20 protein-coding genes are annotated in these 22367 nt (G+C 67.1%); 1 reads left to right on the forward strand and 19 read right to left on the reverse strand.

The features are described from left to right. Positions 1 to 144: 144 nt before the first annotated feature. The 4 genes from D7Y61_RS04900 to D7Y61_RS04915 all read right to left on the reverse strand — a co-directional run bounded on the left by D7Y61_RS04900 (position 145) and on the right by D7Y61_RS04915 (position 5180). Positions 145 to 1179: a fimbrial protein gene (locus D7Y61_RS04900; protein WP_180865332.1), complete on the reverse strand. Its 1035-nt coding sequence runs from the start codon at positions 1177 to 1179 to the stop codon at positions 145 to 147. Beyond that, entirely contained in the window at positions 1170 to 3734 is a 2565-nt protein-coding gene (locus D7Y61_RS04905) for a fimbria/pilus outer membrane usher protein (protein WP_180865431.1), read from the reverse strand. Before D7Y61_RS04905 ends, D7Y61_RS04900 begins: the two co-directional genes overlap by 10 nt. A gap of 92 nt (positions 3735 to 3826) precedes the next feature. Further along, a complete protein-coding gene (locus D7Y61_RS04910) occupies positions 3827 to 4555 on the reverse strand; it encodes a fimbrial biogenesis chaperone (protein WP_180865333.1) in 729 nt (242 codons plus the stop codon). 85 nt (positions 4556 to 4640) lie between these two features. After that, positions 4641 to 5180: a fimbrial protein gene (locus D7Y61_RS04915; RefSeq protein ID WP_180865334.1), complete on the reverse strand. Its 540-nt coding sequence runs from the start codon at positions 5178 to 5180 to the stop codon at positions 4641 to 4643. A gap of 457 nt (positions 5181 to 5637) precedes the next feature. On the opposite strand from D7Y61_RS04915, the gene D7Y61_RS04920 reads away from it, so the two are divergent. Further along, complete coding sequence (locus D7Y61_RS04920) at positions 5638 to 6003, forward strand: hypothetical protein (RefSeq protein WP_180865335.1); 366 nt, start codon at positions 5638 to 5640, stop codon at positions 6001 to 6003. Between the two features lie 22 nt (positions 6004 to 6025). Here the strand turns inward: D7Y61_RS04920 and pncB are convergent, their stop codons facing one another. From pncB to D7Y61_RS04995, 15 genes are all read right to left on the reverse strand, one after another. After that, on the reverse strand, positions 6026 to 7207 hold the full coding sequence (gene pncB, locus D7Y61_RS04925) for a nicotinate phosphoribosyltransferase (protein ID WP_180865336.1): 1182 nt from the start codon (positions 7205 to 7207) through the stop codon (positions 6026 to 6028). 74 nt (positions 7208 to 7281) lie between these two features. Continuing rightward, the gene (locus D7Y61_RS04930; protein WP_180865337.1) at positions 7282 to 8121 is read right to left on the reverse strand and encodes a glycosyltransferase family 2 protein; all 840 of its coding nucleotides are present in this window, start codon (positions 8119 to 8121) and stop codon (positions 7282 to 7284) included. Further along, on the reverse strand, positions 8118 to 8969 hold the full coding sequence (locus tag D7Y61_RS04935) for a glycosyltransferase family 2 protein (RefSeq protein ID WP_180865338.1): 852 nt from the start codon (positions 8967 to 8969) through the stop codon (positions 8118 to 8120). Before D7Y61_RS04935 ends, D7Y61_RS04930 begins: the two co-directional genes overlap by 4 nt. Before the next feature lie 664 nt (positions 8970 to 9633). Continuing rightward, positions 9634 to 11841, reverse strand: a complete 2208-nt coding sequence (gene gspD / locus D7Y61_RS04940; protein WP_180865339.1) for a type II secretion system secretin GspD — start codon at positions 11839 to 11841, stop codon at positions 9634 to 9636. Positions 11842 to 11850: 9 nt separating this feature from the next. Next, positions 11851 to 12645, reverse strand: coding sequence for a general secretion pathway protein GspN (locus D7Y61_RS04945; protein ID WP_180865340.1), 795 nt, complete (start codon positions 12643 to 12645; stop codon positions 11851 to 11853). After that, complete coding sequence (gene gspM, locus D7Y61_RS04950) at positions 12635 to 13354, reverse strand: type II secretion system protein GspM (RefSeq protein ID WP_180865341.1); 720 nt, start codon at positions 13352 to 13354, stop codon at positions 12635 to 12637. Before gspM ends, D7Y61_RS04945 begins: the two co-directional genes overlap by 11 nt. After that, positions 13329 to 14474, reverse strand: a complete 1146-nt coding sequence (locus D7Y61_RS04955) for a PilN domain-containing protein (RefSeq protein WP_180865342.1) — start codon at positions 14472 to 14474, stop codon at positions 13329 to 13331. The genes gspM and D7Y61_RS04955 overlap by 26 nt, the downstream gene beginning before the upstream one ends. Beyond that, a complete protein-coding gene (locus D7Y61_RS04960) occupies positions 14471 to 15334 on the reverse strand; it encodes a general secretion pathway protein GspK (protein ID WP_180865343.1) in 864 nt (287 codons plus the stop codon). The genes D7Y61_RS04955 and D7Y61_RS04960 overlap by 4 nt, the downstream gene beginning before the upstream one ends. Then, entirely contained in the window at positions 15331 to 15963 is a 633-nt protein-coding gene (locus D7Y61_RS04965; RefSeq protein ID WP_180865344.1) for a type II secretion system protein J, read from the reverse strand. The genes D7Y61_RS04960 and D7Y61_RS04965 overlap by 4 nt, the downstream gene beginning before the upstream one ends. After that, entirely contained in the window at positions 15960 to 16385 is a 426-nt protein-coding gene (xpsI, locus tag D7Y61_RS04970; RefSeq protein WP_180865345.1) for a type II secretion system protein XpsI, read from the reverse strand. The genes D7Y61_RS04965 and xpsI overlap by 4 nt, the downstream gene beginning before the upstream one ends. Then, positions 16382 to 16876 carry a type II secretion system protein XpsH gene (gene xpsH, locus D7Y61_RS04975; protein ID WP_180865346.1) on the reverse strand — a complete coding sequence of 165 codons (495 nt, stop codon included), beginning with the start codon at positions 16874 to 16876 and terminating at the stop codon, positions 16382 to 16384. Before xpsH ends, xpsI begins: the two co-directional genes overlap by 4 nt. Positions 16877 to 16882: 6 nt before the next feature. Continuing rightward, positions 16883 to 17326: a type II secretion system major pseudopilin GspG gene (gspG, locus tag D7Y61_RS04980; RefSeq protein ID WP_012479112.1), complete on the reverse strand. Its 444-nt coding sequence runs from the start codon at positions 17324 to 17326 to the stop codon at positions 16883 to 16885. 49 nt (positions 17327 to 17375) lie between these two features. After that, positions 17376 to 18596, reverse strand: a complete 1221-nt coding sequence (gene xpsF / locus D7Y61_RS04985; protein ID WP_180865347.1) for a type II secretion system protein XpsF — start codon at positions 18594 to 18596, stop codon at positions 17376 to 17378. A 24-nt stretch (positions 18597 to 18620) separates the two neighbouring features. Continuing rightward, complete coding sequence (gene gspE, locus D7Y61_RS04990; RefSeq protein ID WP_180865348.1) at positions 18621 to 20342, reverse strand: type II secretion system ATPase GspE; 1722 nt, start codon at positions 20340 to 20342, stop codon at positions 18621 to 18623. A gap of 136 nt (positions 20343 to 20478) precedes the next feature. Next, the gene (locus D7Y61_RS04995; protein ID WP_180865432.1) at positions 20479 to 22332 is read right to left on the reverse strand and encodes a S8 family serine peptidase; all 1854 of its coding nucleotides are present in this window, start codon (positions 22330 to 22332) and stop codon (positions 20479 to 20481) included. Positions 22333 to 22367 lie beyond the last annotated feature (35 nt).

The raw sequence follows: 22367 nt of genomic DNA on the forward strand, positions 1-22367 counted from the left end.
GTCATTTCCATGACGTACATCACATTCATGTTTCTGTACGGAAATGATAGCTCTGATCTTCACGTTTGCGGGATCAAGACGCAGTCAACGCCGCCCGCGGAACGGGCGACGTGAGGCTCGAAACTCAGCGATGGGAAACGCCTGCTACTCGTACTGGATGGTGAATGTCGCTTGGCCGTTCGCGACACCCGCACCCACCGTACCGGCCTGGGTCTGCACGTAGCGGGCGCGCAGCGGCAGCGCCATGACACTGGTTCCCGGTGCGGTGGTGCCCACGTTGATCGTCTGGCCGAAGCGGACTTCGCGCTCGGTGGTGCCATCACGCTGGACCATCTGGATGCCGATGCGGGTGGCGCTGTTGCTGGCGGCGCTCAGCTTCAGCACGCCCGGCATGTTCGAACTGTCCTGGTCGGCATCCAGGCGGATGCCGATCTTGCTCTGGTAGGCCGCAACATTGCTGCCCTGGCAGTTCAGGCGGATCTCGAAGTCGCGATTGACCGCCTTGGAACCGACACCGGTGAAGCTGGTGTTGGGCACGCTGCCGAAGTCGACGGCAATGTTGCGACTGCCGGCCTGCACTTCGCAGGTCGGACTGACCACGGTGGTGCCCGAGCCCTTGAAGGTGGAGGTCAGCACCGGGCGGCTGGCACTGTCACCGTCGAAGTAGTACGTGGTGAAGCGCCCATTGGGCGCGATCACGCCGGAACCGGTCTGCGCGGCGGTCTTGATCAGCTGGATACGGAAGCGACCACCAATAAGCGTAACGGTGCTACCGCCGCCAAAGCTCAGCTGATGCGGGTAGTAGACCTGGATCGACCCGGAATCTCGGAACAGCTTGATGCCAACACCGGGGACGTCGGTTTCATAGGTATTCGCAAAACCAGGAACCGGGCGCTTCTGTGCCGCGTTGACGTACTCGCCGATCGAACGGCCACCGTTCCAGTCGCAGCTGGCCACACGCTCGCGCTGGGTGATCGACTCGCTGATTTCCTTGATCACGCCGCCGACCGGTGTGCTGGGCAGGATCACGATCTGGCCCATGTCCATGGTGACGTCCTGGGCCGTGAACCAGCTGGAGCTGATGCGGCACGCAGCACTGGCCTGCTGCGCCAGCAACACACCACCGAGCACGGCCACGGCAGCCAGCGCCTTGCGGCCTCGGGAAGAAATCATCGGCATGCTGCCTCCAGCGGGATGAAGCCGGTCTTGGACGCATCGGCGCCCGCCGGAACCTGGTAATCGACGGTGCAGCGCTGGTCGGCACCGGCGCCCCACTCCACCAGCAGGCGGCCCTGGGTCTGCTCGCTGCGCACGTACAGGCGGCCGCCCTGACTGACCATGCCCACCGGCTGGCCCTGCTCGTCCTTGACCTGCGCACCGAACGGCATGGTGCGGCCATCCGGGTTGCGCACCTGGATCAGCAGCGCGTTGCCCTTGCGGGTATCGAAGCGCAGGTAGCTGATGGCACCGGCGAACGGCGCGATCGCCTGGCTGGTGCTTTCCAGCTCGACGTCGTGGGCCATGCCCTGCGGGTCGAGGGTGACGGTGTTGAGGCGGTACGGCGACACGTACGGGACCACGGCGTAGCCGCGGCCATCAACACGCAGGCCCGGGGCGTTGCTGACGATCGCATCGCGCGCGCCCGGTGCTTCGACCAGCACCATGGTGTCGCCACGCTGCGGGGTGAAGGTGAAGCCACCCGGATGCACGACCACGCTGCCATTGGCACCCACCGAAGCCTGGCGGAAGTCACGCGAGTGGCTGTAGCTGGCGTTCAATGCGGAATAGCGGCTGCGGTATTCGACGTTGCCGATCGCGGTGGTGCTGCCCTCGCGGGAATCGGACAGGGCCGCGCCGTAGCTGAAGTTGTTGTCCACGCCGGCCGAACCGGTGATGCCAACGCGGCTGTTGTCGTAGCCCCCGCGGTCGCGCACGCCGAGGTCGGCACTGAACGACACCGGGTGGGTGCCACGGCCCAGCGGCACGCTCATCGACAGCAGGTACTGGGTATCCGAGCGGCCGAGTACGCCCTCTTCGGTGCGCAGCGCCGAGAAGCCGTAGTTCACCGAACGCCAGGCGTTGTTGTAGCCGACCTGGTACTGCTTGGAAGTGCCGGAACGGTCGTAGAAGTCGCGCACCGAGCCGGTCACGTACAACGCGCCCCCCCGACGGCCCAACGGCTGGTTCAGGGTCACCTGGAACTGGCTGCGCTGGCGGCCACGGGTGGTCGGGTCGATGCCGCGCTTGTCCGAATCACGGCCGTACAGCGCGTCCTGCAGGCTGTAGAAGCCTTCGGTCGAATAGCGGTAGGCGGCCAGGGTCAGGTTGGTCCCGGTCTCGCCGATCATGTTGCTGTAGCTCAAGCGCACGCTGGCACCGGTGTGGTTGCCGTAGTGGTCGAACGTGGTGCGTGCGTGGGTGACGTCGGCAGCGAACGCGCCGACCGGCGTGGACAGGCCAACACCGTACAGCAGCGACAGGTAGCCGTCGCTCAGTGCGGTGCCGCCGTACAGGGTCAGCTGGTTGCCGATGCCACGCTGGTAGGTGCCCTGCACCAGCCACGGCTCATCATCGAGAAGCTTGTTGCGCACCTGGCCGGCGGTCAGCGAGTAACGCGACACGCCTTCGCGCAGCATCTGCGGCACCGAACCGAACGGCACCTTGAACTCGCGGCGGCGGCCATCGGCTTCGATCACGCTCACTTCCAGGTCGCCGCCGTAACCGGTCGGGTACAGGTCGTCGATGACGAAGCTGCCCGGGGACACCGTGGAGGAGTAGATCAGCTGCTCGTTCTGGCGCACTTCCACCCGCGCATTGGTCTCGGCGATGCCGCGCACGACCGGCGCGTAGCCGCGCAGCGAATCGGGCAGCATGCGGTCATCGCTGGCCAGGCTGGCGCCGCGGTAACCGATCGAATCGAACAGTTCGCCGGTGGTGTAGGCCTCACCGATGGTGAGCATGCCGCGCACCTGCGGGATGCCACGCTGGGCGTAGGTGGCGATGCTCTGCCAGTGGCGGCCGTCACCCTCGGTCCAGGTCAGGTTGGAGTCGTGGCGGAACTGCCAGCCCCCCAGGTTCAGGCCGGCATTGAGGCCGAGGTAGGCGCTGCGGTTGCGCTGGCCACCTTCGACACGGCTGTCGCTGTCGATGGCATTGAAGCTGTAGCCGACGAAGCCGGCATTGATGCCACGGTCCCACAGCGCCGGGTTGACGTAGCCGCGTGCCTCACGGCGCAGGAACACCTGCGGGATGCTCAGGTCGTAGCGCAGGTTGCCGCTGTCATAGACACCATAGGCATTGGCCATGCGCTGCTGGACCGGCACGCAGGTGGTCGTGTCGGTCGGCACGGACGGGTCCTGCTGCAGCAGCACGGCCTCGCTGTCCACGCCCATTTCTTCCAGCATCGGCAGCGGCAGGCAGGCATCGACATGCCCCTGCTCGTCGGCCTTGAACTGCAGATCGCGACGGCCCTGCCAGCCACCGTTGACGTAGACGTCGACACGGTAGGTGCCGGCCACCATCGGGTTGCCGTTGCTGAAGGCCGCCAGGTCGACCTGCTTGGCCTGGCCAGACAGGAAGCTGGAATTGAACTGGGCCGATTCCGGTGCACGCGCATTGGCGGCACCACTCTGCGCCATCAGCGCCTGTTCGCCGAGATTGGCCGGTGCAGCCAGCGCCCATCCTGGGCAGGCCACGCCAGCGACCAGCAGGCAAAGCGCCTGATGGATCGACAATGTCAATCTGTTTCCGATCACACTGACATTCCTTCAATTCGCCGCACGGCGGCGGTGGCGGGATGCGCAGGCCCACGGCCCACGCGGCGCGTTCAGCCCCCGGTGCTGCCGAGGCGGATCGTGTGCTCCACCCGGCCGCCGTAATCGTTGATGGTGATGAAGCGCACCTGGTCGGTGCCCGCCGGTGCGGCGAACTCCAGGCTCTGCTTCGGCGCGACCATCGCGCCCTTGTCTTCAACGGCCTTCTCAGCGCTGCCGGTCACGGCGTGCACTTCGGCCAGCGTCACGTGGAAGGGACTCGGGTTCTCCACCCGCAGGCGGTCGCCATTGCGGGTCCAGCGCAGTGCTGACGGTGCGTCGTTGGCGACACCCTTCAGGCCCTGCGGCCGGTAGAAAAGCTTCAGGCGCGAGCGGAACGCGACCTGCAGGTAGTTCTGCTCGCCACTGTCGGCGTTGTCCGGCGACGGCGGCACGTCCAGCACGTTGAGCCAGAACACCGACTCGCGGTCGGCCGGCAGCTGCGCACCGGAGAAGATCACACGCAACGCCTGGCTGCGGCCCGGTTCAACGCGCGCGATCGGCGGCGTCAGCACGAACGGGGCATCGCTGGTATCAGCGGTCTGGTTGGCGTCGCCGCTGTCGATCCAGGCTTGGACCAGCGCGGGCGAGTCGCCCACGTTGTCGACCTGCACGGTGACTTCGCGCGCCTGCGCGGGATAGATCACACGCGTGCCATTGACCACCACGCCGGCCAGAGCGTTCTGGCAGAAGGGCAGCGTGAACGCTGCCAGCAGCAGCGCCCGGGGAAAGAATGCTTTCATCGGAAGTACTACGCTCGAGGGGTGTGGCCAGGGGCCGCGGCGCATTGGCCGGCGCAGGCGCCGGCCAATGCAGGTACGACAACGATCAGTTGTAGATGATCGTGTACTTGACGCTGCTGGTGACGTCGCCCGGGGTGGCGGCGGCAGTGGCGTAGTACTCAGCGTAGTAGTTCAGGTTGGCGGTGCCGTCGCCGGCCACGGTCACCCACTGCGAGTTGTCCTGGGCCAGGCCGGTGCCAGCCGCCTTGATCGGCAGGAACGTGTTGTTCGAGCCCAGCAGCTGCAGCTGCACGTTGGTGGCAGCGTTGGCCGAAGCCTGGTTGACCAGGCGGCCGCTGTTGAAATCAACGGTGGAACCCGGCTCGAAGTAGGTGGCGACGTTGCCGGCGCTGCACTTGCTCAGGTTGATGGCGAACGGGGTACGGCCCGCAACGGCACCGGCGGTGGCCAGGGTGTTCTTGGACACGGTCGGCAGGTTGACGGCGAAGTCCTTGCCGCCCGGGGTCGAGATGGTGCAGGTCTTGTCGGTCACCTTGCCATTGAAGGTGATGGTGCCGTCGGCGGCGTTGGCGGCCAGCGGAGCGGCGGCCAGCATCAGAGCGGCGATGAGGTTGATCTTGTGCATTCGCTTTTACCTAACCCTACTGAAGAGATGGAAGTAGAGGAGGAAGCAAGGAGCACTGCCGGGCTAACAAGACCCATCCTTGCGTCTCACCTGTGGCCGGACTCGGACATACCTCCCCCTGAATCCGTGACGCAAGTATATGCACAAATGTGATGCGCGTCTCATTATTTTTCTGAACGTCAATTCATTGACGCCCGAAATGTGACGTGCTAGGCGAATTTATAGGAGCAAGGGCGTGGGGGATTTGACGGCGCCCGGATCGGGTCACTAACGACCGTAGATGACGCTTCTGGTGACGTGTTCGGCATGCGCGGAAACAGGCCATTTTCAGGTGGAATCGGCTTCTTTGATGCGCATCACTCTTTCTTGGTGATGGCCCTAGCAGATTCGAATTTTCCCTATTAAAGGCGGATCGAAGCTGTCGCTAACTAGGACACACCGAACCAGAGAACGTGTCATGAGGAACTCCATTCTGCTGTGCGTGGCCCTGATGTCCGTCAGTGCGCTGGCCCAGGCCAGCAGCGGCAGCATCCGTTTCAGTGGCCGTATCGCCGAGCCGGGCTGCACGACGAACCTGTCCCAGGGCGAGCTGAGCCTGGCGGCCTGCCCGCCGTCGGCCAAGGGCTCGACGGTGGCGGTAACGGCACTGGCTGACGGCCAGGCCGCGACGCTGCGCGACGGCAAGCGCCAGGGCCAGAAGCTGTCGGTGTCGGCCAGCGCATTGCGCGCCGGCGATGTCGCCTTCTCCGAGCGTTACAGCGTGCAGGCCTCGAAGCAGCAGCCGCTGCAGGGCGCCTACCTGGTCGTGGTCGACTACCTGTAAGCGTCCATGAGGGCCGGCGTGGTCACGCCGGCTGCGGCAGCTCGAAGACCTGGCGCAGATAGGCCAGGTAGCCCGGGTCGTCGCACATGCTCTTGCCCGGCGAATCGCTGAGCTTGGCCACCGGCTGGCCGTTGCAGCGGACCATCTTGATGACGATGTTGAGCGGCGTCGGGCCCAGATCATTGGTCAGATGGGTGCCGACGCCGAACGCGACCTGGCACCGGCCACGGAAGTAATCGTACAGGCGCATCACCTTGGCGATGTCCAGGCCATCGCTGAAGACCAGCACCTTGCTGCGCGGGTCGACACGGCGCTGCTGGAAGTGCGCCAGCATGCGGTCACCCCAGTCGAACGGATCGCCGGAGTCATGGCGGACGCCGTCGAACAGCTTGCAGAAGTACATGTCGAAGTCGCGCAGGAACGCATCCAGGCCGACCACGTCGGACAGTGCGATACCCAGGTCGCCACGGTATTCGCGTGCCCATGAGTCCAGTGCCGCCACCTGCGAATCACGCAGGCGCGGGCCGAGCGCCTGGAACGCCTGCAGGTACTCATGCGCCATCGTGCCATGCGGGGTCATGCCATACAGGCGGGCGAAGTGCACGTTGCTGGTGCCGACCAGCTGCGGGCCCAGCGCATCACGCAGCAGCGGCAGCAGGCGCGCGTGCCAGTCGCGGGAGTAGCGCCGGCGGCTGCCGTAGTCGGCAATGCGGCACTGTTCAAACCCTGGGGTATCACGCAGCAGTGCTGCTTTCGCCTGCAGCCGGCGCTCGCCCTCGGCGAAGTCCGCCGTGGTGGTGTTGCGGAACCAGACTTCGTTGATGATCGCCAGTAGCGGCACTTCGAACAGGATGGTGTGCAGCCACGGGCCGGTGATGTCCAGCTCGATTTCGCCGGGCACGGTCTTCGAGGCGTGCAGCTGGATGTACTTGCGATCGAGATGGAACAGGCCGAGGAAGTCGGCGAAGTCCGGCTTCACGAAGCGCAGGCCACGCATGTAGTCCAGTTCCGCGCTACTGAAGCGCAGGCTGCACAGGTGGTCGATCTCTTCGTCGATCTGGTCGATGTAGCGGGCCAGGTCGATGCCGGGCGTACGGCACTTGAACCGGTACTGCACCTGCGCGCCGGGGTGCTGGTGCAGCACCGCCTGCATCATGGTGAACTTGTACAGGTCGGTGTCGAGCAGGGACTGGATGATAGGCATGGGCCGGATTATGCGCCCGGCGGAGTGAACCGTGGGCGCGCCTGCCTTCCGTAGAGCCGAGCGTGGGCTCGGCTCTACAACGACCGGCGCAGCAGGCGCGGCACCAGCATCAGGGCGTGCGCCCAGATCGCGCCCCACACCGCCACCCGCACCGGCAACGAACGCTGCTTCGCTTCGAACTTCTGGAAATAGCGCCAGAGGCCTTTGTGCTTGTGCCATTCGACAAAGAACGGCCGCGAGCGGCTGGAGACGCCACGAACGTGGGTGACCTGCAGGTCATTGGCGATCGCCACCACTGCCCCCGCCTCGCGCGCACGCCGGCACAGGTCCAGGTCTTCGGCATGCAGCCGATAGCCGGCGTCCCAGCCTCCAATGCAATCGAACAGTGCGCGCGGCATCATCAGCAGCGCGCCGGACAGCGCCGGCACCTGCTGCAGGGCCTGATGCGGATCCCGCGGCACCGCCAGCTTCGAGCCCTTGCCGGGTGAACGCAGCATCATCAGGAAATCCGGGTCGCGGCGGCGCACGGCTTCGTCGGCCTGTCCCTGCTCGTCCACCTGTTCGACGCCGAGCAGGCAGTTGCCCAGTATTTCCGCGCGGCTGCGCAGTGCGGCCAACGTCTCCGGCTCGACCATCAGATCCGGGTTGATGAAGGCCAGCCATGGGCTGTGTGAATCGGCCACACCCTGGTTGTTGGCAGCGGCGAAGCCGGGATTGTCCGGGTTGCCGACGAAGCGCACGCGCGGATCATGGCTGGCATGCCGCTGCACGATGTCCAGCGTGCCATCCAGCGAGCCGTTGTCGATCACTCGGATCTCGGCCACGTCCTGCGCCTGGCGCAGGCGCGAGAGGCAGGCATCGATGGTGCTGCCGCTCTGGTAGGTGACGACGATGGCGGCAATGGCAGCATTCAAACGGGAGGCTCCGACGCAGACGGGACGAACAGGTCGCCCTGTTCCTTCGGCATTATCGCCTGCCGCATGCGTTGCTGCAGGTCGGTGCGCACCCGATGCAGCGGGTCGTGCATCAGGAAATCCGCCAGTCGCGGCACCCAGCCCGGCCAGCGTGCGGCCAGTGCCTCGAGATCACCCTCGCGGCTGACCGCCTCGCCAGCCCGGCTGACAAAGGCCGTCTCGCACAACACGTTGCGCCAGCCCAGGCCAGCCATGCGCAGGCTGAGGTCCACCAGCGCGGCGTTCCAGCCAGCGTAACTGTCCACGTCCAGGCCACCGGCACGACGGCGCGCATTGCCGCGCACCAGCACCGCATGGGTGACCGCCGACGGCAACTCCGGGTGCAGCGTTGGCAGGCCTGCGCAGGTCTGCGCCAGCAGCGCAGCATCGTCCGGTTCCGGATTGATCTCGCCCAGCCGTGGCCACGCAGCGGTTTCGCCTGCATTGCACCACGGGGTTGCGGTCGCGATGGAAGCATCGCGGGCGAAGGCGTCCTGCAGCTGCTGCAGCCAGCCCGGCGCGGGCACGCTGTCCGGTGCCAGCACCGCTACATCCATGCCATCACAGGCGCGCAGCATCTCGTCCAGGTGGGCAACCTCTCCCAGCGGCCGCGCGCGGCGGGTGTACTCGGCCTGCAGTGGCGTATGCGCCAACCAGTGTTCCACCACCGCCTGTGCACGCGGCCCGGTCTGCGCATCGTCGGCCAACCAGACTGCAGTTCCCGGCGCAGTGCCGGCATCCAGCGCCGCCAGGCAGCGGTCGAGCGCAGCATCGTCCACGCACAGCGGCAACAACACGATCGCCCCCATCCCGCCTCCGTGGTTGTCGGTGGTCACAGCCTAGCACCGGGAGGGTATCGGCCGGGTTGCACCCGGCACCCGCAGAGGCCAGAGCCGAAGCCGAAGCAACAGCAGAAGCCAGCCGTCCGCGGGATGGCGGGGTGGGTCCGGTTGCGGGGGACGCCGTGAATACGTCCCTGTAGGCTCGGTCGCGCCATCCATGGCGCTCACGCCCCCGCAACCGGACCCACCCCGCCTTCGAGAGATTCCTGCGATCTGTCGGGCCTTGCTTTCTGTAGAGCCGAGCCATGCTCGGCTCAGATATTTCGGATCTCGAAATATTCGATTTCGATGGAGAGTCATCCACGCATGGCGTGGATCCAGCGTGTCGACCAAGGTCGACACCTACCCACAGCTGCCGGAATCTGTCGAAGGCGGGGCGGTGTGGATTGGCAGGACCGTTGGCGCCACGGATGGTGCCATCGAGCCCCCAGGGGTGAGGGCGCTTTGCTTGCGAAGCACTGCTTCGCAAGCGCCCGAACGCACAGCCGCCAGCGGATGGGCCGGTCTGGGGGTTTACGGCGTGTCCTGACAACCCACACCGCCCCGCCCTCCTCCAGAAACCCGCTGTTGCTGTTGCTTGGGCTCTGGCTCTGGCCTCTGCGGGTGCCGGGCACAGCCCGGCCGATACCCCTTACTTCTTCGCGCGCGGCTGGTTCAGCGGTTCCATCGCGCGGAAGCGCTGGCTGTACTCGTCGGTCAGCGTGCGTGCTTCCTGGCCGTTGCGCACGATGCTCGGGGTCAGCAGCACGATCACCTCCGAACGGCGACTGTTGCGGCTCTTCTGCCCGAACAGCGCCCCCACCACCGGAATCCGGCTCAGGCCGGGAATGCCGCTGCTGCCATCCGTGGCCGAGTCGGTGATCAGGCCGGCCAGCATGATGGTGTCGCCACTCTGCACCGCCGCCTCGGTCGACAGCTTCTTGGTGGAAATGCGCGGGTTGCAGTTCCGCTCGGTCGGGTTGCAGTTCTCCGGCACCTCCGAGGCGCTGCTCACTTCCTGCACGATGTCGAGGAACACCGTGCCATCGCGGGTCACGCGCGGGCGCACCTTCAGGATCACGCCGGTGTCGATGTACTGCACCGAGCTGTAGGTGCCGGTGCCGATACCGGTGTTCACCGTGGTGGTGTTGATCGGCACCTTGTCACCCACGTTGAGTGTGGCTTCGGCGTTGTTGCGCACGAACACCGAAGGCGTCTGCAGCAGGCGCACATCGGTCACCTTGTCCAGTGCGCTCACCACCGCCGCGCCGTTGTGGCCGGTGAACGCCCAACCCAGGCCTTCGCCGCCAGTGGCGGCACCGGCGAAGCTGCTCCACGACCCGCCTGCCGCCGGCGGCAGGGTCACGCCGGCCAAGGCGCCGGTCAGTGCGCGCCCGGCCACGGCGTTGTCGAAGAACCAGTTCACACCGTACTTGAGGTCGCCGGTCAACGAGACTTCGGCCACCTGGGCTTCGATGTGCACCTGCAGCGGCATGACGTCCAGCTTTTCGATCACTTCACGGATTGAACGCCAAGCCTGCGGAGTCGAGCGCACCAGCAGCGTGTTGGTTTCCTCCACCGCCGAGACGCCCACCTTGTCACCTTCCACTTCCAGGCTGACGCTGACGTTGCCAGGCTGGCGCTGTGGCAGGTTCATGCTGCCACCGCTCCCGCTCCCGCTGGAACTGCTGCCCGGGGCCGAACCGAAACTGCTGCCGTTGCTGCTGCCGTCCATGCTCCGGTCGCCATCGCTGCCCAGCTGCGACGGCATCGCGCCAGGGGCCAGCGAGGCGGGGCTGGGGCCGCCGCGATTGCCGCTGCTGGCAAAGGCTTCACTGAGCCGTTCGGCCAGGTCGCGCGCCTTGATGTAACGCAGTTCATAGGAGAACAGGCGTGCGCTGCCCCCAGCAGTATCAATACGGTCCAACCATTGCTGGATCTGGTCCAGGTAACGCACCTGCGGGGTGATCACGAGCACGGCGTTGGCGTTCTCCAACGGCAGGAAACGGAACATGCCGGCGCTGGGGGTCTTGCTCTCCTCGCCGAACACCTTCTCCAGGTCGGCGGCGACCTGCTCGGCCTTGCCCGACTGGATCGGGAACACGCCCACCGACATGCCCGACAGCCAGTCGACGTCGAAGATCTCGACGGTGCGCATGTAGTTTTCCAGCTCGGCGCGGGTGCCGCCCAGCGTGATCACGTTGCGGCCACTGTCGACATTGACGATGGCATTGGGCCGCGCATACGGCTCCAGCACCTTCTTCATTTCGGTGGCGGAGATGAACTGCAGCGGGATGACCCGCACCTCGAAGCCACGCGCACTGGCTGCCGGCGCCGTGCTTGGCGCAACCGTGCCTGCCAACGCCTGGTCGGCGGCGACGATGTTGTAGCGGCCGCCGCTGTACACCATGCGCGCGTTGTTCCAGCCCAGCACCATTTCCAGCAGGTTCAACGCCTGCGCTGGCGATACCGGCTTGGGCGTGGCCAGGGTGACCGTACCCTGCACGCCCGGTGCGATCACATAGTTCTGGCCCAGCATGTCGCCAAGGATGGCCTTGACCACCGCGTGCACCGACTCGCCTTCGAAGTTGAAGGTTGCCTCACCGGTGCTGGCGCCATGCAGGGCCGGCGCAGGCGCGCGGGCTGCTTCACGATTGATCATGGTGCCGGTGCCACGACGGATCACCGCCTGCGGAGCACTCTGGGCATCACGTGCGGCATCGGCGGCCACCTCAGCGGCCTGCCCGGCCTCGGCAGTGGGCGACAGGTTGCCCTTGCGCTGCACATGCGGCGCGGACACGGTGCTGCAGCCGACCAGCAGCGCGAGGGCAAAGGACCAGGGAAGAAAACGCAGGCTCATGCATTCACTCTATCGGTTGGTGCCATCGCCCGGGGGCGGCGACGGTTGTTGCTGCTGTTGTTGTTGTTGCAGCTGGCGACGACGGGCCTGGATGCGTTCACGGATGGCCTGCATCTGCGCTTCGCTGGGGCCGTTGTTGCTGGCAGGTGGTGTGGCAGCCGCGGCCGGGGGCGATGGCGGGTTGCCCGCGGGCGCTGCCTGTACGGTGGCCGCAGCCGCCGGAGGCGGTGCCGGCGGAGCGCCAGGCGGCGGCGGTACGACCACCGCGCCGGCCGGCGGCGCACCATTGGCACCGCGCAGCACGGTCGGCGGCTCTCCCCCCTGCCCATTGAACACCGCCAGTTCCAGCACCTGGTTGCCACCCGGACCGATCACGGTGGCCTGGCGTGGCTGCAGTGCCACCAGCTGCCAGCCGTCCACGGCTTCGCCGTTGAGGCGCAGGCGCAGCGAGCGGTTCTGTTCGGTGCTGAAGGTGGCCATGCCGAAGTCACCGGCCAGCAGCACGCCGGTCAGTCGCAGCGCGGCGCTGGCGGCGGGCTCACTGCCACCGAGCAGGTAGGGCTTCGGCCTGCGGTCCTCGGCGAACAGCGGTCGCTCGCCGATGGCACTGTAGCTGTCGGCGCTGGCCATGCGTTCGGCGCCCAGGGGCTGCAGCACCGGCAACGAAGGCACCGCATCGGCATCGCCATCCGCCTCTGGCAGCTGGCTGCCCAGACCGAAGCCGGTGGCCAGCCAGACCGCTGCCGCCCAGCCGGCCAGTGCCAGCAGGAAACCGGTGCGCAGGCTGATCTGCTCAAGCTTCATCAGCCACCTCCTGCCCTTCTTCCGGTGCAGCCGGTGCGGCTGCGGGCGCAGGTGCGGTCGAAGGCGGTTGCGGCGCCGCGCCCGGTTCGGCTGCAGGTGCCGTCGCAGCACCATCGGCAGCGGCACCGGGCAGCAGGTAACCGGCCAGTTCGAACGACACGTCCAGGCCGAGCCCGGATTCATTCGGCGACTGCTGGAAGCGCTGCGCGATCAGGTTGAGATTGTCGACGAACAGGCGCGGGCTGCCGGTTTCCAGGCTGTGCAGCACCGTGGCCAGTTCAGACACACCGCAACGCAGGCGCACCTGCATGGCCACGCGCACGAATTCGGCGTCACGGCGGTTGTCGGTCAGTGGCGTGCGGTTGCTGATGGTGCAGCTGCGGTTGCCCGGGCTGGCCATCGCCACCGCATCCTGCAATCGGGCACCCAACGCAGCGGCAGCGGCTTCGGCGGTGGCTTCGCGCAGGAAACCCGGCCGCTGCTGCAGTGCCTCGCGGGTGGCGCGCAGGCGTTGTTCGATCTGCGGCTGCTGCTGCAGCTGCGCCTGCACGCGCTGTTCGCGCTCGCGCAGGGCGGCCACGTCGGCATCGATTTCGCGCAGCGGCTGGGTGAACCAGGGGTGCACCAGCAGCAGGTAGGCCAGACCCAGCACTGCCAGCAGCAGCGCCAGTGCCAGCCAGCGGTCACGGCGTGCGCTTGGCATCGGCATCGGCCGCCTCCCGGACCGGGGCTGCCGCCGGCAACGGCTGCAGTTCGGCGGTCATGGTGAAACGATCACGACCGCTGGCGGCGCCGTCGGCCTGCAGCACGCCGGTCAGGTTGACCTTGCGCCACTGCGGTGCGTCCTGCAGCAGCTGCACCAGCTGCGACGCCTCGCGGCTGAGCCCGATCAGCTGCAGGTTGTTGTTCTCGATGGCCAGCTTTTCCAGGTAGGTGCCCTCCGGCAGGCGCTGGGTCAGTTCATTCCAGATTTCCACCGTTCCGGCGCGCTGGCTGCGCTGCTTTTCCAGGAACGCGGCACCATCGATCAGTGCCTGCAGCTGCGCACGTTCACTGGCCACGCCACGCGCACTGCCCGCACTGCGCTCCACCTGGGCACGCAGTTCATCGGCGGCCGCCCGACGGTTGTCGAGCAGCTGCAGGCCGGCCAGCACCAGCATCACCGCTGCGGCCAGCACCAGCAGCAGGTTCCAGCGCCGCATCGGATCCGCCCGCAGCTGGCGCTGCGCCGGGGGCAGCAGATTCACTTGCAGGGGGTCTCCGTCGACGTCGATGGCATCGACACCGGCCAGTGCATCGGCCCACTCGCCCACGCTGGTCCGCCACGCTTCAAGCTGGCGCAGTGGCCAGGCGATCAGTTCGACCTGCAGCTGGCCCTCACCCGCACCACCGAGGTCCCGCACGTCGTAGCTGACCTGGCTGGCTTCGAATGGCGTCTGGCGGTCGATCTCGAAACCCACCACCGCCCGCAGGCGATCGGCGGCAGCGGCGGGCAGCCGCAGATGACGACGCAGTACTTCGCTGGCCGGCAGCAGCCATACCCTTGGCAGGCTGCGCAGACGTGGCTCCAGCAGGCGGTCCAGTTCGGCCGGCGACAGCGGCCACGGCAACCGGACCACCGGTTCACGCCGCTCGCCAGCCTCGCGCCAGACCTGGAGCTGGTCACCTTCGCGCTGCAGCAGCAGGCGTGCCTGCGCCCAGCCCAGCGCCCATTGCCAACGGGCCGGCACCCACGCCAGCAGCGATTGCCGCCACCAGCGCAGGAAACGGCCGGCTCCGGGGCCGATCCGGCCCTGCACCTGCCGCACACTGTCCTGCCAAGCCGTCATCTTGCTGTCATTCCCTGCTCCCAGCGAAGCACTGTGTAGGACCGCCCGGGAACCCCGCCCGAGCCGTTGCGTACCACTGCCTGCAACACCGAGCGGCGTCCGCTGCCGTCGATGACACGAGACTCGATACTATAGGTGCCGCTGCCGCTGGCAAGCGTTGTCGCATCGACAGCGGAATCTGCATCACGCTCCTGCTGGGCGCGCTGGGCCAGCACGGTCTCCGCATCCAGGCCCAGAGCCGTCAGTACCGGCGCGCTGGCGAACTGCGGATCCGGCCGCGCCTGGCGGCTGTACAGGGTCAGGTGCGGCAGCATCGCCTTGTACAGCGGTCCGCGCATCCCGAGCACGCGCTGCAGCTCGCCGAGCGTCTCGAAACGCTTGTTGCGTGGGCCGTAGGGCAATCCAGCCGCGGCATAGTCCGGTGCCTCCGCACCGCCTCCCGGCTGCAACAGGCTGTCTTCATCGCGCCAGTCGACGATGGCGCCGGCCATCTGCCGCGCCGCGCCCTCGTCTTCCCCCAATGCTTTGAGGAATGCCGTCAGCAGGGTCACATCGGCCAGATTCAAGTTGATCTTGCCGTTCTCGTCCAGCACCTTGATCTCGATGCGGGTGTCATCGAACGCCCAGCGATAGGTGCGTCCATCGGCACGCCAGGGGGCCCGCTGCGGGTCGGCGGACAGGCGCAGCAGCGCGTACTCCAGGCCGGCCCGTGCACGTTCCTGGCCGCGCGCATCGTCGTCCAGCACCCGCTGCTGCAGGTGCTCGACCCGTGCACTCAGCGCGAACGCGCCAACCAGTGCGGTCATCAGTGCGATCAACCACAGCACCAGCACCAGTGCCGCGCCGCGTGCCCGGTTCACCGTGCACCTCCATTGCCGCCCGCGCGCGGAGCGACCACCAGCGTGGGCCAGGCAGCGCCCTTGGCCGGTACGATCTGGATCTCCACCAGCATCGGCAGGCGCCGGGTGTCATCCCAGCGCGGCATCCAATCGGTCACCTGCCCGGTGCTGGCATCGATGCCGCGATAACGCAGCTGCACCGACTTCAGGTTCTCCACCAGTACCTCCGGCGGGCGCGGCGGATTCTCGGCAATGCGCTCGCCTTCCTGCAGCAACACCAGGTCCAGCAGCAGGCGTTGCTGGCCGCTGCGGCCGTCCACCTGCAATGCATGCAGGTACGCCCCACCGCGGCCGAGATAACCGGGCAGATCGGCGGCGAACAGCATGCGCTGCTCTTCGCCCTGGAAGAAGATCGGCTCGCGGGTGGGATCGGGCACTTCCAGCGGCGTGCGCAGCGCACCGGCCAGTTGTCGCCGCAGCAGGGCCTCGACCGCACGCATGCGTTCGCTCTCGGCGGCAATCTGCTCGCCACGCTGGCTGACCGCCATCGCCGACCGCACGCTTGCGAACGCCAACGCCAGGCCACCGGCCAGCAGCACCGTGGCCAACATCACTTCGACCAGAGTGAAACCTGAGGCCGTGCGCTTCATCGCGCGCGCTCCAGGTCCGGCGGCAGCAGGCGCAGGCTGCGCCAGCGCAGCTGCTCGCGTTCACCCTCGCCCCAGCGGACCTGCAGCTGCAGCTCGGCCAGCCAGGGTGCGCCCGGCGATTGCGTCTGCGCCTGCACCATGTTTCCAGCACGCGGCTCTACCCAGGGTTGCACCTGCAATGACCAGCGATAGCGCCCCTGTTCCCAGTCACCCTGCTGGCTGCCGACCTGCAATGGCGAGGCAACACCGGCTTCGGCCAGCAACGACTGCGCATGCAGCACCGCACGCGTGCGCAGCTCGGCCTCGCGGACCTGCTTCGCGCCACCTGACAGGCTGCCCAGCAGCAAGGTCAGCGCCAGCCCCAGCAGGGCGAAGGCGATGATCACTTCCAGCAGGGTGAAGCCACGTGCACGCCGTTTCATGGCACCCGCCAGGGGCCGGAGCGGACTTCGCCGGTCAGCCAGCCGACGTCGACGCGCCATTCGGCACCGTCGCGCTGCAGGCGGATGCGACCACCACTGGAGCCGCCATCGGGATGGAACTCGATCACGCCCTGCCCCGGCGCGGTGGCCAGCTGCGCGGCGCCCTCGAACTGCACCTGCAGCTGTGCCGGCACATCGCCCTTGCGCTGGTTCGCGCCTTCCCAACGGCGTTGCGCAGGCTCGATCACGAAGCGCTGCGGCTCACCGCGGGCGATCGCCTGCGCGCGCACCATGCGCAGCTGATTGGCGATGTCCTTGCCGGCGCTGCGCAGCTGCATGCCGGCAAAGCCGCGCGACAGCCCCGCGGCAGTGATCAAGCCGATCGCCGCGATCAGCGCGATCACCAGCAGCATTTCCAGCAGCGACAGGCCCGTTGCGCGCCTGCCGTGCAGGCGCGGGCGAGGCAGCCGGCGCGGCAGGAAATGCGTCATGCCCGATTACGGCTGGTAGCGGATGTCCGCGTCGACGCTGCTGCCACCGGACTTGCCGTCCTTGCCCAGGCTGATCAGTTCATACGGCTGGCCTTCGCCCGGCGCGCGGTATTCCAGGGCGTGGCCCCACGGATCGTTGAGGTCGGCCGGCTTTGCGTACGGGCCCAGCCAACCACCCACACCGGCCGGTGCGGTCACCAGATCGTTGAGCGAGCCGGGCAGCTTGCCGGTATCGATCTGGTAGTTGTCGACCTTGGAGGCGACGGTCTGCACCTGGGCCTTGGCGATGTTGGCCTTGCCTCGATCAGCACCGCCCAGCACGCGACTGGCAACCAGGGTCAGCACCGCGCCGATCAGCACGATGACGATGATGATCTCCAGCAGGCTCATGCCCGACTGGTTGCGTGCGGCGGTGAAGGAAAGGCGGATTGGTCGACGGGAAGCAATCATGGTCGGTCCTTTCAGTTGCGAAGTGTCGGGGTTGCGTAGGGAACCATCGTCAACCGATGGCATTGGTCAGGTCGTACAGCGGTACCAGCACGGCCACGATCACCGCACCGACCACCGAGGCCAGCACCAGCGTGATCGCGGGGACCATGGCAGCCAGCAGGCGGTCGATGCGGCGGGCGCTGTCCTGTTCAAACGTATCGGCAGCCTTCAGCAGCATGGTATCCAGGGCACCGGATTCCTCGCCGACCTGGATCATCTGCAGCGCCAGGCGCGGGAAGCGCTTGCCACGCGACAATGCCAGCGACAGGCCGGCACCGTTCTTCACTTCGTCTGCGGCCGCTTCCACATCGGCGGCCAGCGCGCGGTTGCCCAGCACGTTGCGAGCGATACCCAGGGCACCCAGCAGGGGGACACCATTGCGCAGCAGCGTGCCCAGCGTGCGTGCCAGCCGCGCGGTTTCCAGTTCACCGAGCAGGCGGCCGATGCCGCGACGCTGCAGCAGCCAGCCATCCAGCGCCAACCGGAAGGCCGGTTGCCGTGCCTTGCGCTCGAAGAACAGCACCAGTACCGCCGGCACCACCAGCAGCAGCACCCACCAGTCGCGCACGAACAGGCCCAGCTGCAGTACCGCATTGGTGAACCACGGCAGCGCCACGTCCAGGCTCTCGTACATCTGCGCGAACTGCGGCACCACGTAGCCGAGCAGGAACAGCAGCGCGCCGCCCACCACTACCAGCAGGATGGCCGGATAGACCAGCGCGTTGATCACCTTGCCCTGCAGCGCACGGCTGCGCTCGAGGTAGTCGGCCAGACGCTGCAGGGTCTCGTGCAGGCTGCCGCCGGCCTCACCGGCACGCACCATGTTCACGTACAGACGCGAGAACAACCCATGCTGGCGCTCCAGCGCGGTCGACAGCGGCGCGCCACCGCGCACCACATCGCGGATGTCGGTGATGGCGCGCCGCGAGCGTTCGTCTTCGGGCAAGCCGAGCAGGATCGACAGCGCGCGATCCAGCGGCTGGCCTGCACCCAGCAGGGTCGCCAGCTGCTGGGTGAACTGCAGCAATGCCGCGCCCTGCAGCGGCCGCTGGCGGAACAGGTTGCGCCAGTTGCTGCCACCGATCGCACCGCCATCTGCCAGCTGGGTCTCCATCGGCAGATGGCCCTGGTCCTGCAGGCGCGCGATCAGTTCGGCCTCGCTGGCTGCTTCCATCTGCCCGTCGAAGATCTCGCCGTGCGGATTCAGCGCTTTGTAGCGGAAGTTCGGCATGTCAGCCCCGGCGTCCTGCGCGCATCAGCTTTCCTCGGTCACGCGCAGCACTTCCTCGATGGTGGTCTGCCCGCTCAGCGCCTTGGACAGGCCATCCTCGTACATGGTGCGCATGCCGGCTTCGCGCGCGATGCGTTCGATCTCGCCCATGCCATCGCGGCGCATCACCGCGCGGCGCAGCGCGTCGTTCATCACCAGGAATTCCATGATGGTGGTGCGGCCCAGGTAGCCGGTCGGCGCCAGTGCCGAAGGCTTCGGACGGTACAGGTGGATCGGCCCTTCCGGTTGCAGACGGCGCAGCTCGAAACGCTCGATCTCCTCCGGCGAGGCTTCATAGCGTTCGGCGTGGGTCGGCTCCAGCCGGCGCACCAGGCGCTGGGCCAGGATGCCGTTGATGGTGGACGTGAGCAGATAGTCCTCCACGCCCATGTCGAGCAGGCGGGTGATGCCGCCGGCCGCATTGTTGGTGTGCAGGGTGGACAGCACCAGGTGGCCGGTCAGCGCCGACTGGATCGCGATGCGCGCGGTTTCCAGGTCGCGCATTTCGCCGATCATGATGATGTCCGGGTCCTGGCGCACGATGCTGCGCAGGGCGTTGGCGAAATCCAGCCCGATCTGCGGCTTGGCCTGGATCTGGTTGATGCCTTCGATCTGGTACTCGACCGGATCTTCCACCGTGATGATCTTGACGTCGGCGGTGTTGAGCTGGCTCAGCGCGGTATACAGCGTGGTGGTCTTGCCCGAGCCGGTCGGGCCGGTCACCAGCAGGATGCCGTGCGGCTGTTCCAGCACCTTGCGGAACTGCGGCAGGAACGCGTCGGTGAAGCCGAGCCGGTGGAAGTCGAAGACCACCGTTTCACGGTCCAGCAGGCGCATCACCACGCTTTCGCCATGTGCGGTTGGAACGGTACTTACACGCAGGTCCAGTTCCTTGCCCTGCACGCGCAGCATGATGCGGCCATCCTGCGGCAGGCGGCGCTCGGCGATGTTGAGCCGGGCCATGATCTTGATGCGGCTGATCACTGCGGCAGTGAGGTTGGCTGGCGGGCTTTCGCCCTCCACCAACACGCCATCGACGCGGTAACGCACCTTCAGCCGGCTCTCAAACGGCTCCACATGGACGTCCGAAGCGCGCAGTTCCACCGCACGCTGGATCACCAGGTTGACCAGGCGGATCACCGGTGCCTCCGATGCAAGGTCGCGCAGATGCTCGATGTCGTCCACCGCACCGCCTTCACCATCGGCGGTTTCCACGATCGCGCCCATCGCGCTGCGGCCCTGGCCGAACCAGCGTTCAACCAGGTCGTCGATTTCCGCGCGCATGCCCAGCACCGGCGTGACCGGCACACCCAGCGCCAGCTGCACGGCCTGCTGCGGGTACGGATCGTGCGCGTCGGCCAGCCACAACCGCACGCCCTGTTCATCCAACGCCAGCGGGCAGACGTGGAACTGCTTGAGGAAGCGCAACGACAGCGGCAGGCCCTCGGCCAGGCCCTGCGGCGGCGCTTCCGGCAGTTGCTTGCCTTCAAGCAGTGGCAGGCCCAGCACCTCGGCACTGGCCTGCGCCTGATCGCGCTCGGACACCAGTCCCAGCCGCACCAGCAGGCCCAGCAGGCTGCCGCCCGCCTCGGCGTGCAGCGGCCGCGCCCGCGCCAGGTCGCTTTCCTTCAGCCGACCACGCGCCAGCAGCGCATCCAGGATGCGACCTTCAGCGTTGTCGGCAGCAGTTGCAGCAAGCGCGTTCACGTGACTCTCCTGTCAATCGGCTCGACTTTAGCAGTTAAGCCATGATTTCCGCCGCCCCTCCACCACCTTTCGTAAAAAGACGAAGCCCGTCACATGCAGTGACGGGCTTCGCCCATTCAACTACAGCAGCGCGTGCTTACTGCGTGGCAAGAATGCTCACCCCGTTGTAGGCCGCTTCGCCCACTACCTTGATGTAGTAGGTTGCCGCCACCGGCTTGTTCACCCGCACCGTCTCGGACGTGCCCGGCCGGGTGGACTTCGCGTCGTTGTCGCTGGCGCTCGGCTCACGCCCCTGGGCAATGTAGACCGAGACGTTGCCGGTGCCGCCGTAGGTGATGACGCTGAACTGCTTGCCGGCCGCGGCCTCGAAGCTGTACAGGCGGCTGCTGCCCGCAGCACCGTTCAGGCCACCAACGGCGGCCTTGTTGGTCAGCGGCGTCGCCACCGGCCCGCAGTTCTCGGTGCACGGCTCTTCCAGTGCCTTGGCCAGCGCGGCCTTCGCATCAAGAATACCGGTGCCGATCGGGGTGGCAGCGGGAATGGTGACCGGGAACGGACGTGCGGTTTCCTTCAGCAGGGTACGCATCGCCGCCGGGGTCAGCGGATCCTTGCCCTTGGCGATCAGCGCGCTCTGCACCAGTGCGGCAACGGCGGCCACGTGCGGCGAGGCCATCGAGGTACCGCCCATGCCCATGTAGCCCGGCGTGCCGGATTCCGGCGTGGTGGCCGCATTGGAGCCGGTCTGCCAGATGTAGCCACCCGGGTTGCCGTCGACACTGCCACCACCGCCCGGACCGGACAGGTCCACGCGGGTACCGTAGTTGGAGTAGTAGGTGATGCCACCGGTGATGCGGGTGGCACCCACGGTCACCACACCTTCGCAGCTGGCCGGGCGGTACTTGGACGCGTTGTCGGCTTCGTTGCCGGCGGCCACCACCACGGTGGTGCTACGCGAGATCGCACCATTGATGGCGTCCTGGTAGGCGCTGCCGCAGGGGCCGCTGCCGCCCAGGCTCATGTTGATGATCTCGGCCGGGTTGGTATTGGCCGGAATGCCCGCGACGGTACCACCGGACGCCCACACCACGGCATCGGCGATGTCGGACAGGTAGCCACCGCATTTGCCCAGCACGCGGACCGGCAGTACCTTGGCCTTGTAGGCAACGCCGGCCATGCCGACGCCGTTGTTGGTCTGCTCAGCCACGGTGCCAGCGACGTGCGTGCCATGCCAGGAACTGTCTTCGGCCAGCGAGCCGTCGTAGCACTCGTTATCGTTCTCGACCCAGTCGCCGTAGTCCTGTGCACCCGGTACGCGATCATTGGTCGGGCGGCGCGAGGTCTCCGCGTCGCTGATGAAGTCGTAGCCTTCCAGCAGGTTGCCGACCAGGTCGGGATGCTGCGGCAGGATGCCGGTGTCGATCACCGCCACCACGATGCCCTCACCCTGCGAAACGTCCCACGCGGCCGGTGCGTTGATGCCGCCGACCGCATTGTGCAGGTGCCACTGGTTCTGCTGGTAGAAGGGGTCGTTGGGTACCAGTGCCGGCTGCACGTTGCCGGCGCGCAGCTCGGTGCGGCGCAGCTTCACGTCCGCTTCGGCGTACTGCACCGACGGATCGGCCTGCAGTTCCTTCAGCACACGCTGCAGTTCGGCCGGGGCCAGGCGGCCCTGCACACGGACCAGATCGGCACCGGTTGCCAGCTTGCGTACCACCTGCGGGCCGAGCGTGCTTGCACGGGACATACCGCCGGACAGGCTGGCACGGGTCAATGCGGACTGCACGGTGGACAGCTTGGCCGAACGGTCACTGGCTGCAGCGGTACCGGCGCGGTACTTGACGATGATGCGCTCGGCTCCCGGCTGCGCGGTGCTGGCCTGGCGCACCGGTTCACGGGTCGGCAGGCCGGCGGCGTGGACGGCACCGACGGCCGTCATCGACAGCACAGCGGCGGCAAGCACATTGATGCGAAGGTTCTGCTTCTTGATCACGTCGAAATTCCTCTTCTGGGTCATGGATCGAACCA

Source organism: Stenotrophomonas maltophilia (assembly GCF_013464485.1).
In the GTDB taxonomy this organism is placed as follows: domain Bacteria; phylum Pseudomonadota; class Gammaproteobacteria; order Xanthomonadales; family Xanthomonadaceae; genus Stenotrophomonas; species Stenotrophomonas maltophilia_AW.

Excerpts from the sequence above, each read along its gene's own strand:
- pncB (WP_180865336.1), bottom strand. The coding sequence starts at position 7,207 with ATGCCTATCATCCAGTCCCTGCTCGACACCGACCTGTACAAGTTCACC.
- D7Y61_RS04935 (WP_180865338.1), bottom strand. The coding sequence starts at position 8,969 with ATGGGGGCGATCGTGTTGTTGCCGCTGTGCGTGGACGATGCTGCGCTC.
- D7Y61_RS04955 (WP_180865342.1), bottom strand. The coding sequence starts at position 14,474 with ATGACGGCTTGGCAGGACAGTGTGCGGCAGGTGCAGGGCCGGATCGGC.
- D7Y61_RS04920 (WP_180865335.1), top strand. The coding sequence starts at position 5,638 with ATGAGGAACTCCATTCTGCTGTGCGTGGCCCTGATGTCCGTCAGTGCG.
- xpsF (WP_180865347.1), bottom strand. The coding sequence starts at position 18,596 with ATGCCGAACTTCCGCTACAAAGCGCTGAATCCGCACGGCGAGATCTTC.
- xpsH (WP_180865346.1), bottom strand. The coding sequence starts at position 16,876 with ATGACGCATTTCCTGCCGCGCCGGCTGCCTCGCCCGCGCCTGCACGGC.
- xpsI (WP_180865345.1), bottom strand. The coding sequence starts at position 16,385 with ATGAAACGGCGTGCACGTGGCTTCACCCTGCTGGAAGTGATCATCGCC.
- D7Y61_RS04915 (WP_180865334.1), bottom strand. The coding sequence starts at position 5,180 with ATGCACAAGATCAACCTCATCGCCGCTCTGATGCTGGCCGCCGCTCCG.
- gspD (WP_180865339.1), bottom strand. The coding sequence starts at position 11,841 with ATGAGCCTGCGTTTTCTTCCCTGGTCCTTTGCCCTCGCGCTGCTGGTC.
- D7Y61_RS04965 (WP_180865344.1), bottom strand. The coding sequence starts at position 15,963 with ATGAAGCGCACGGCCTCAGGTTTCACTCTGGTCGAAGTGATGTTGGCC.
- D7Y61_RS04945 (WP_180865340.1), bottom strand. The coding sequence starts at position 12,645 with ATGAAGCTTGAGCAGATCAGCCTGCGCACCGGTTTCCTGCTGGCACTG.
- D7Y61_RS04910 (WP_180865333.1), bottom strand. The coding sequence starts at position 4,555 with ATGAAAGCATTCTTTCCCCGGGCGCTGCTGCTGGCAGCGTTCACGCTG.
- gspG (WP_012479112.1), bottom strand. The coding sequence starts at position 17,326 with ATGATTGCTTCCCGTCGACCAATCCGCCTTTCCTTCACCGCCGCACGC.
- gspM (WP_180865341.1), bottom strand. The coding sequence starts at position 13,354 with ATGCCGATGCCAAGCGCACGCCGTGACCGCTGGCTGGCACTGGCGCTG.
- D7Y61_RS04900 (WP_180865332.1), bottom strand. The coding sequence starts at position 1,179 with ATGCCGATGATTTCTTCCCGAGGCCGCAAGGCGCTGGCTGCCGTGGCC.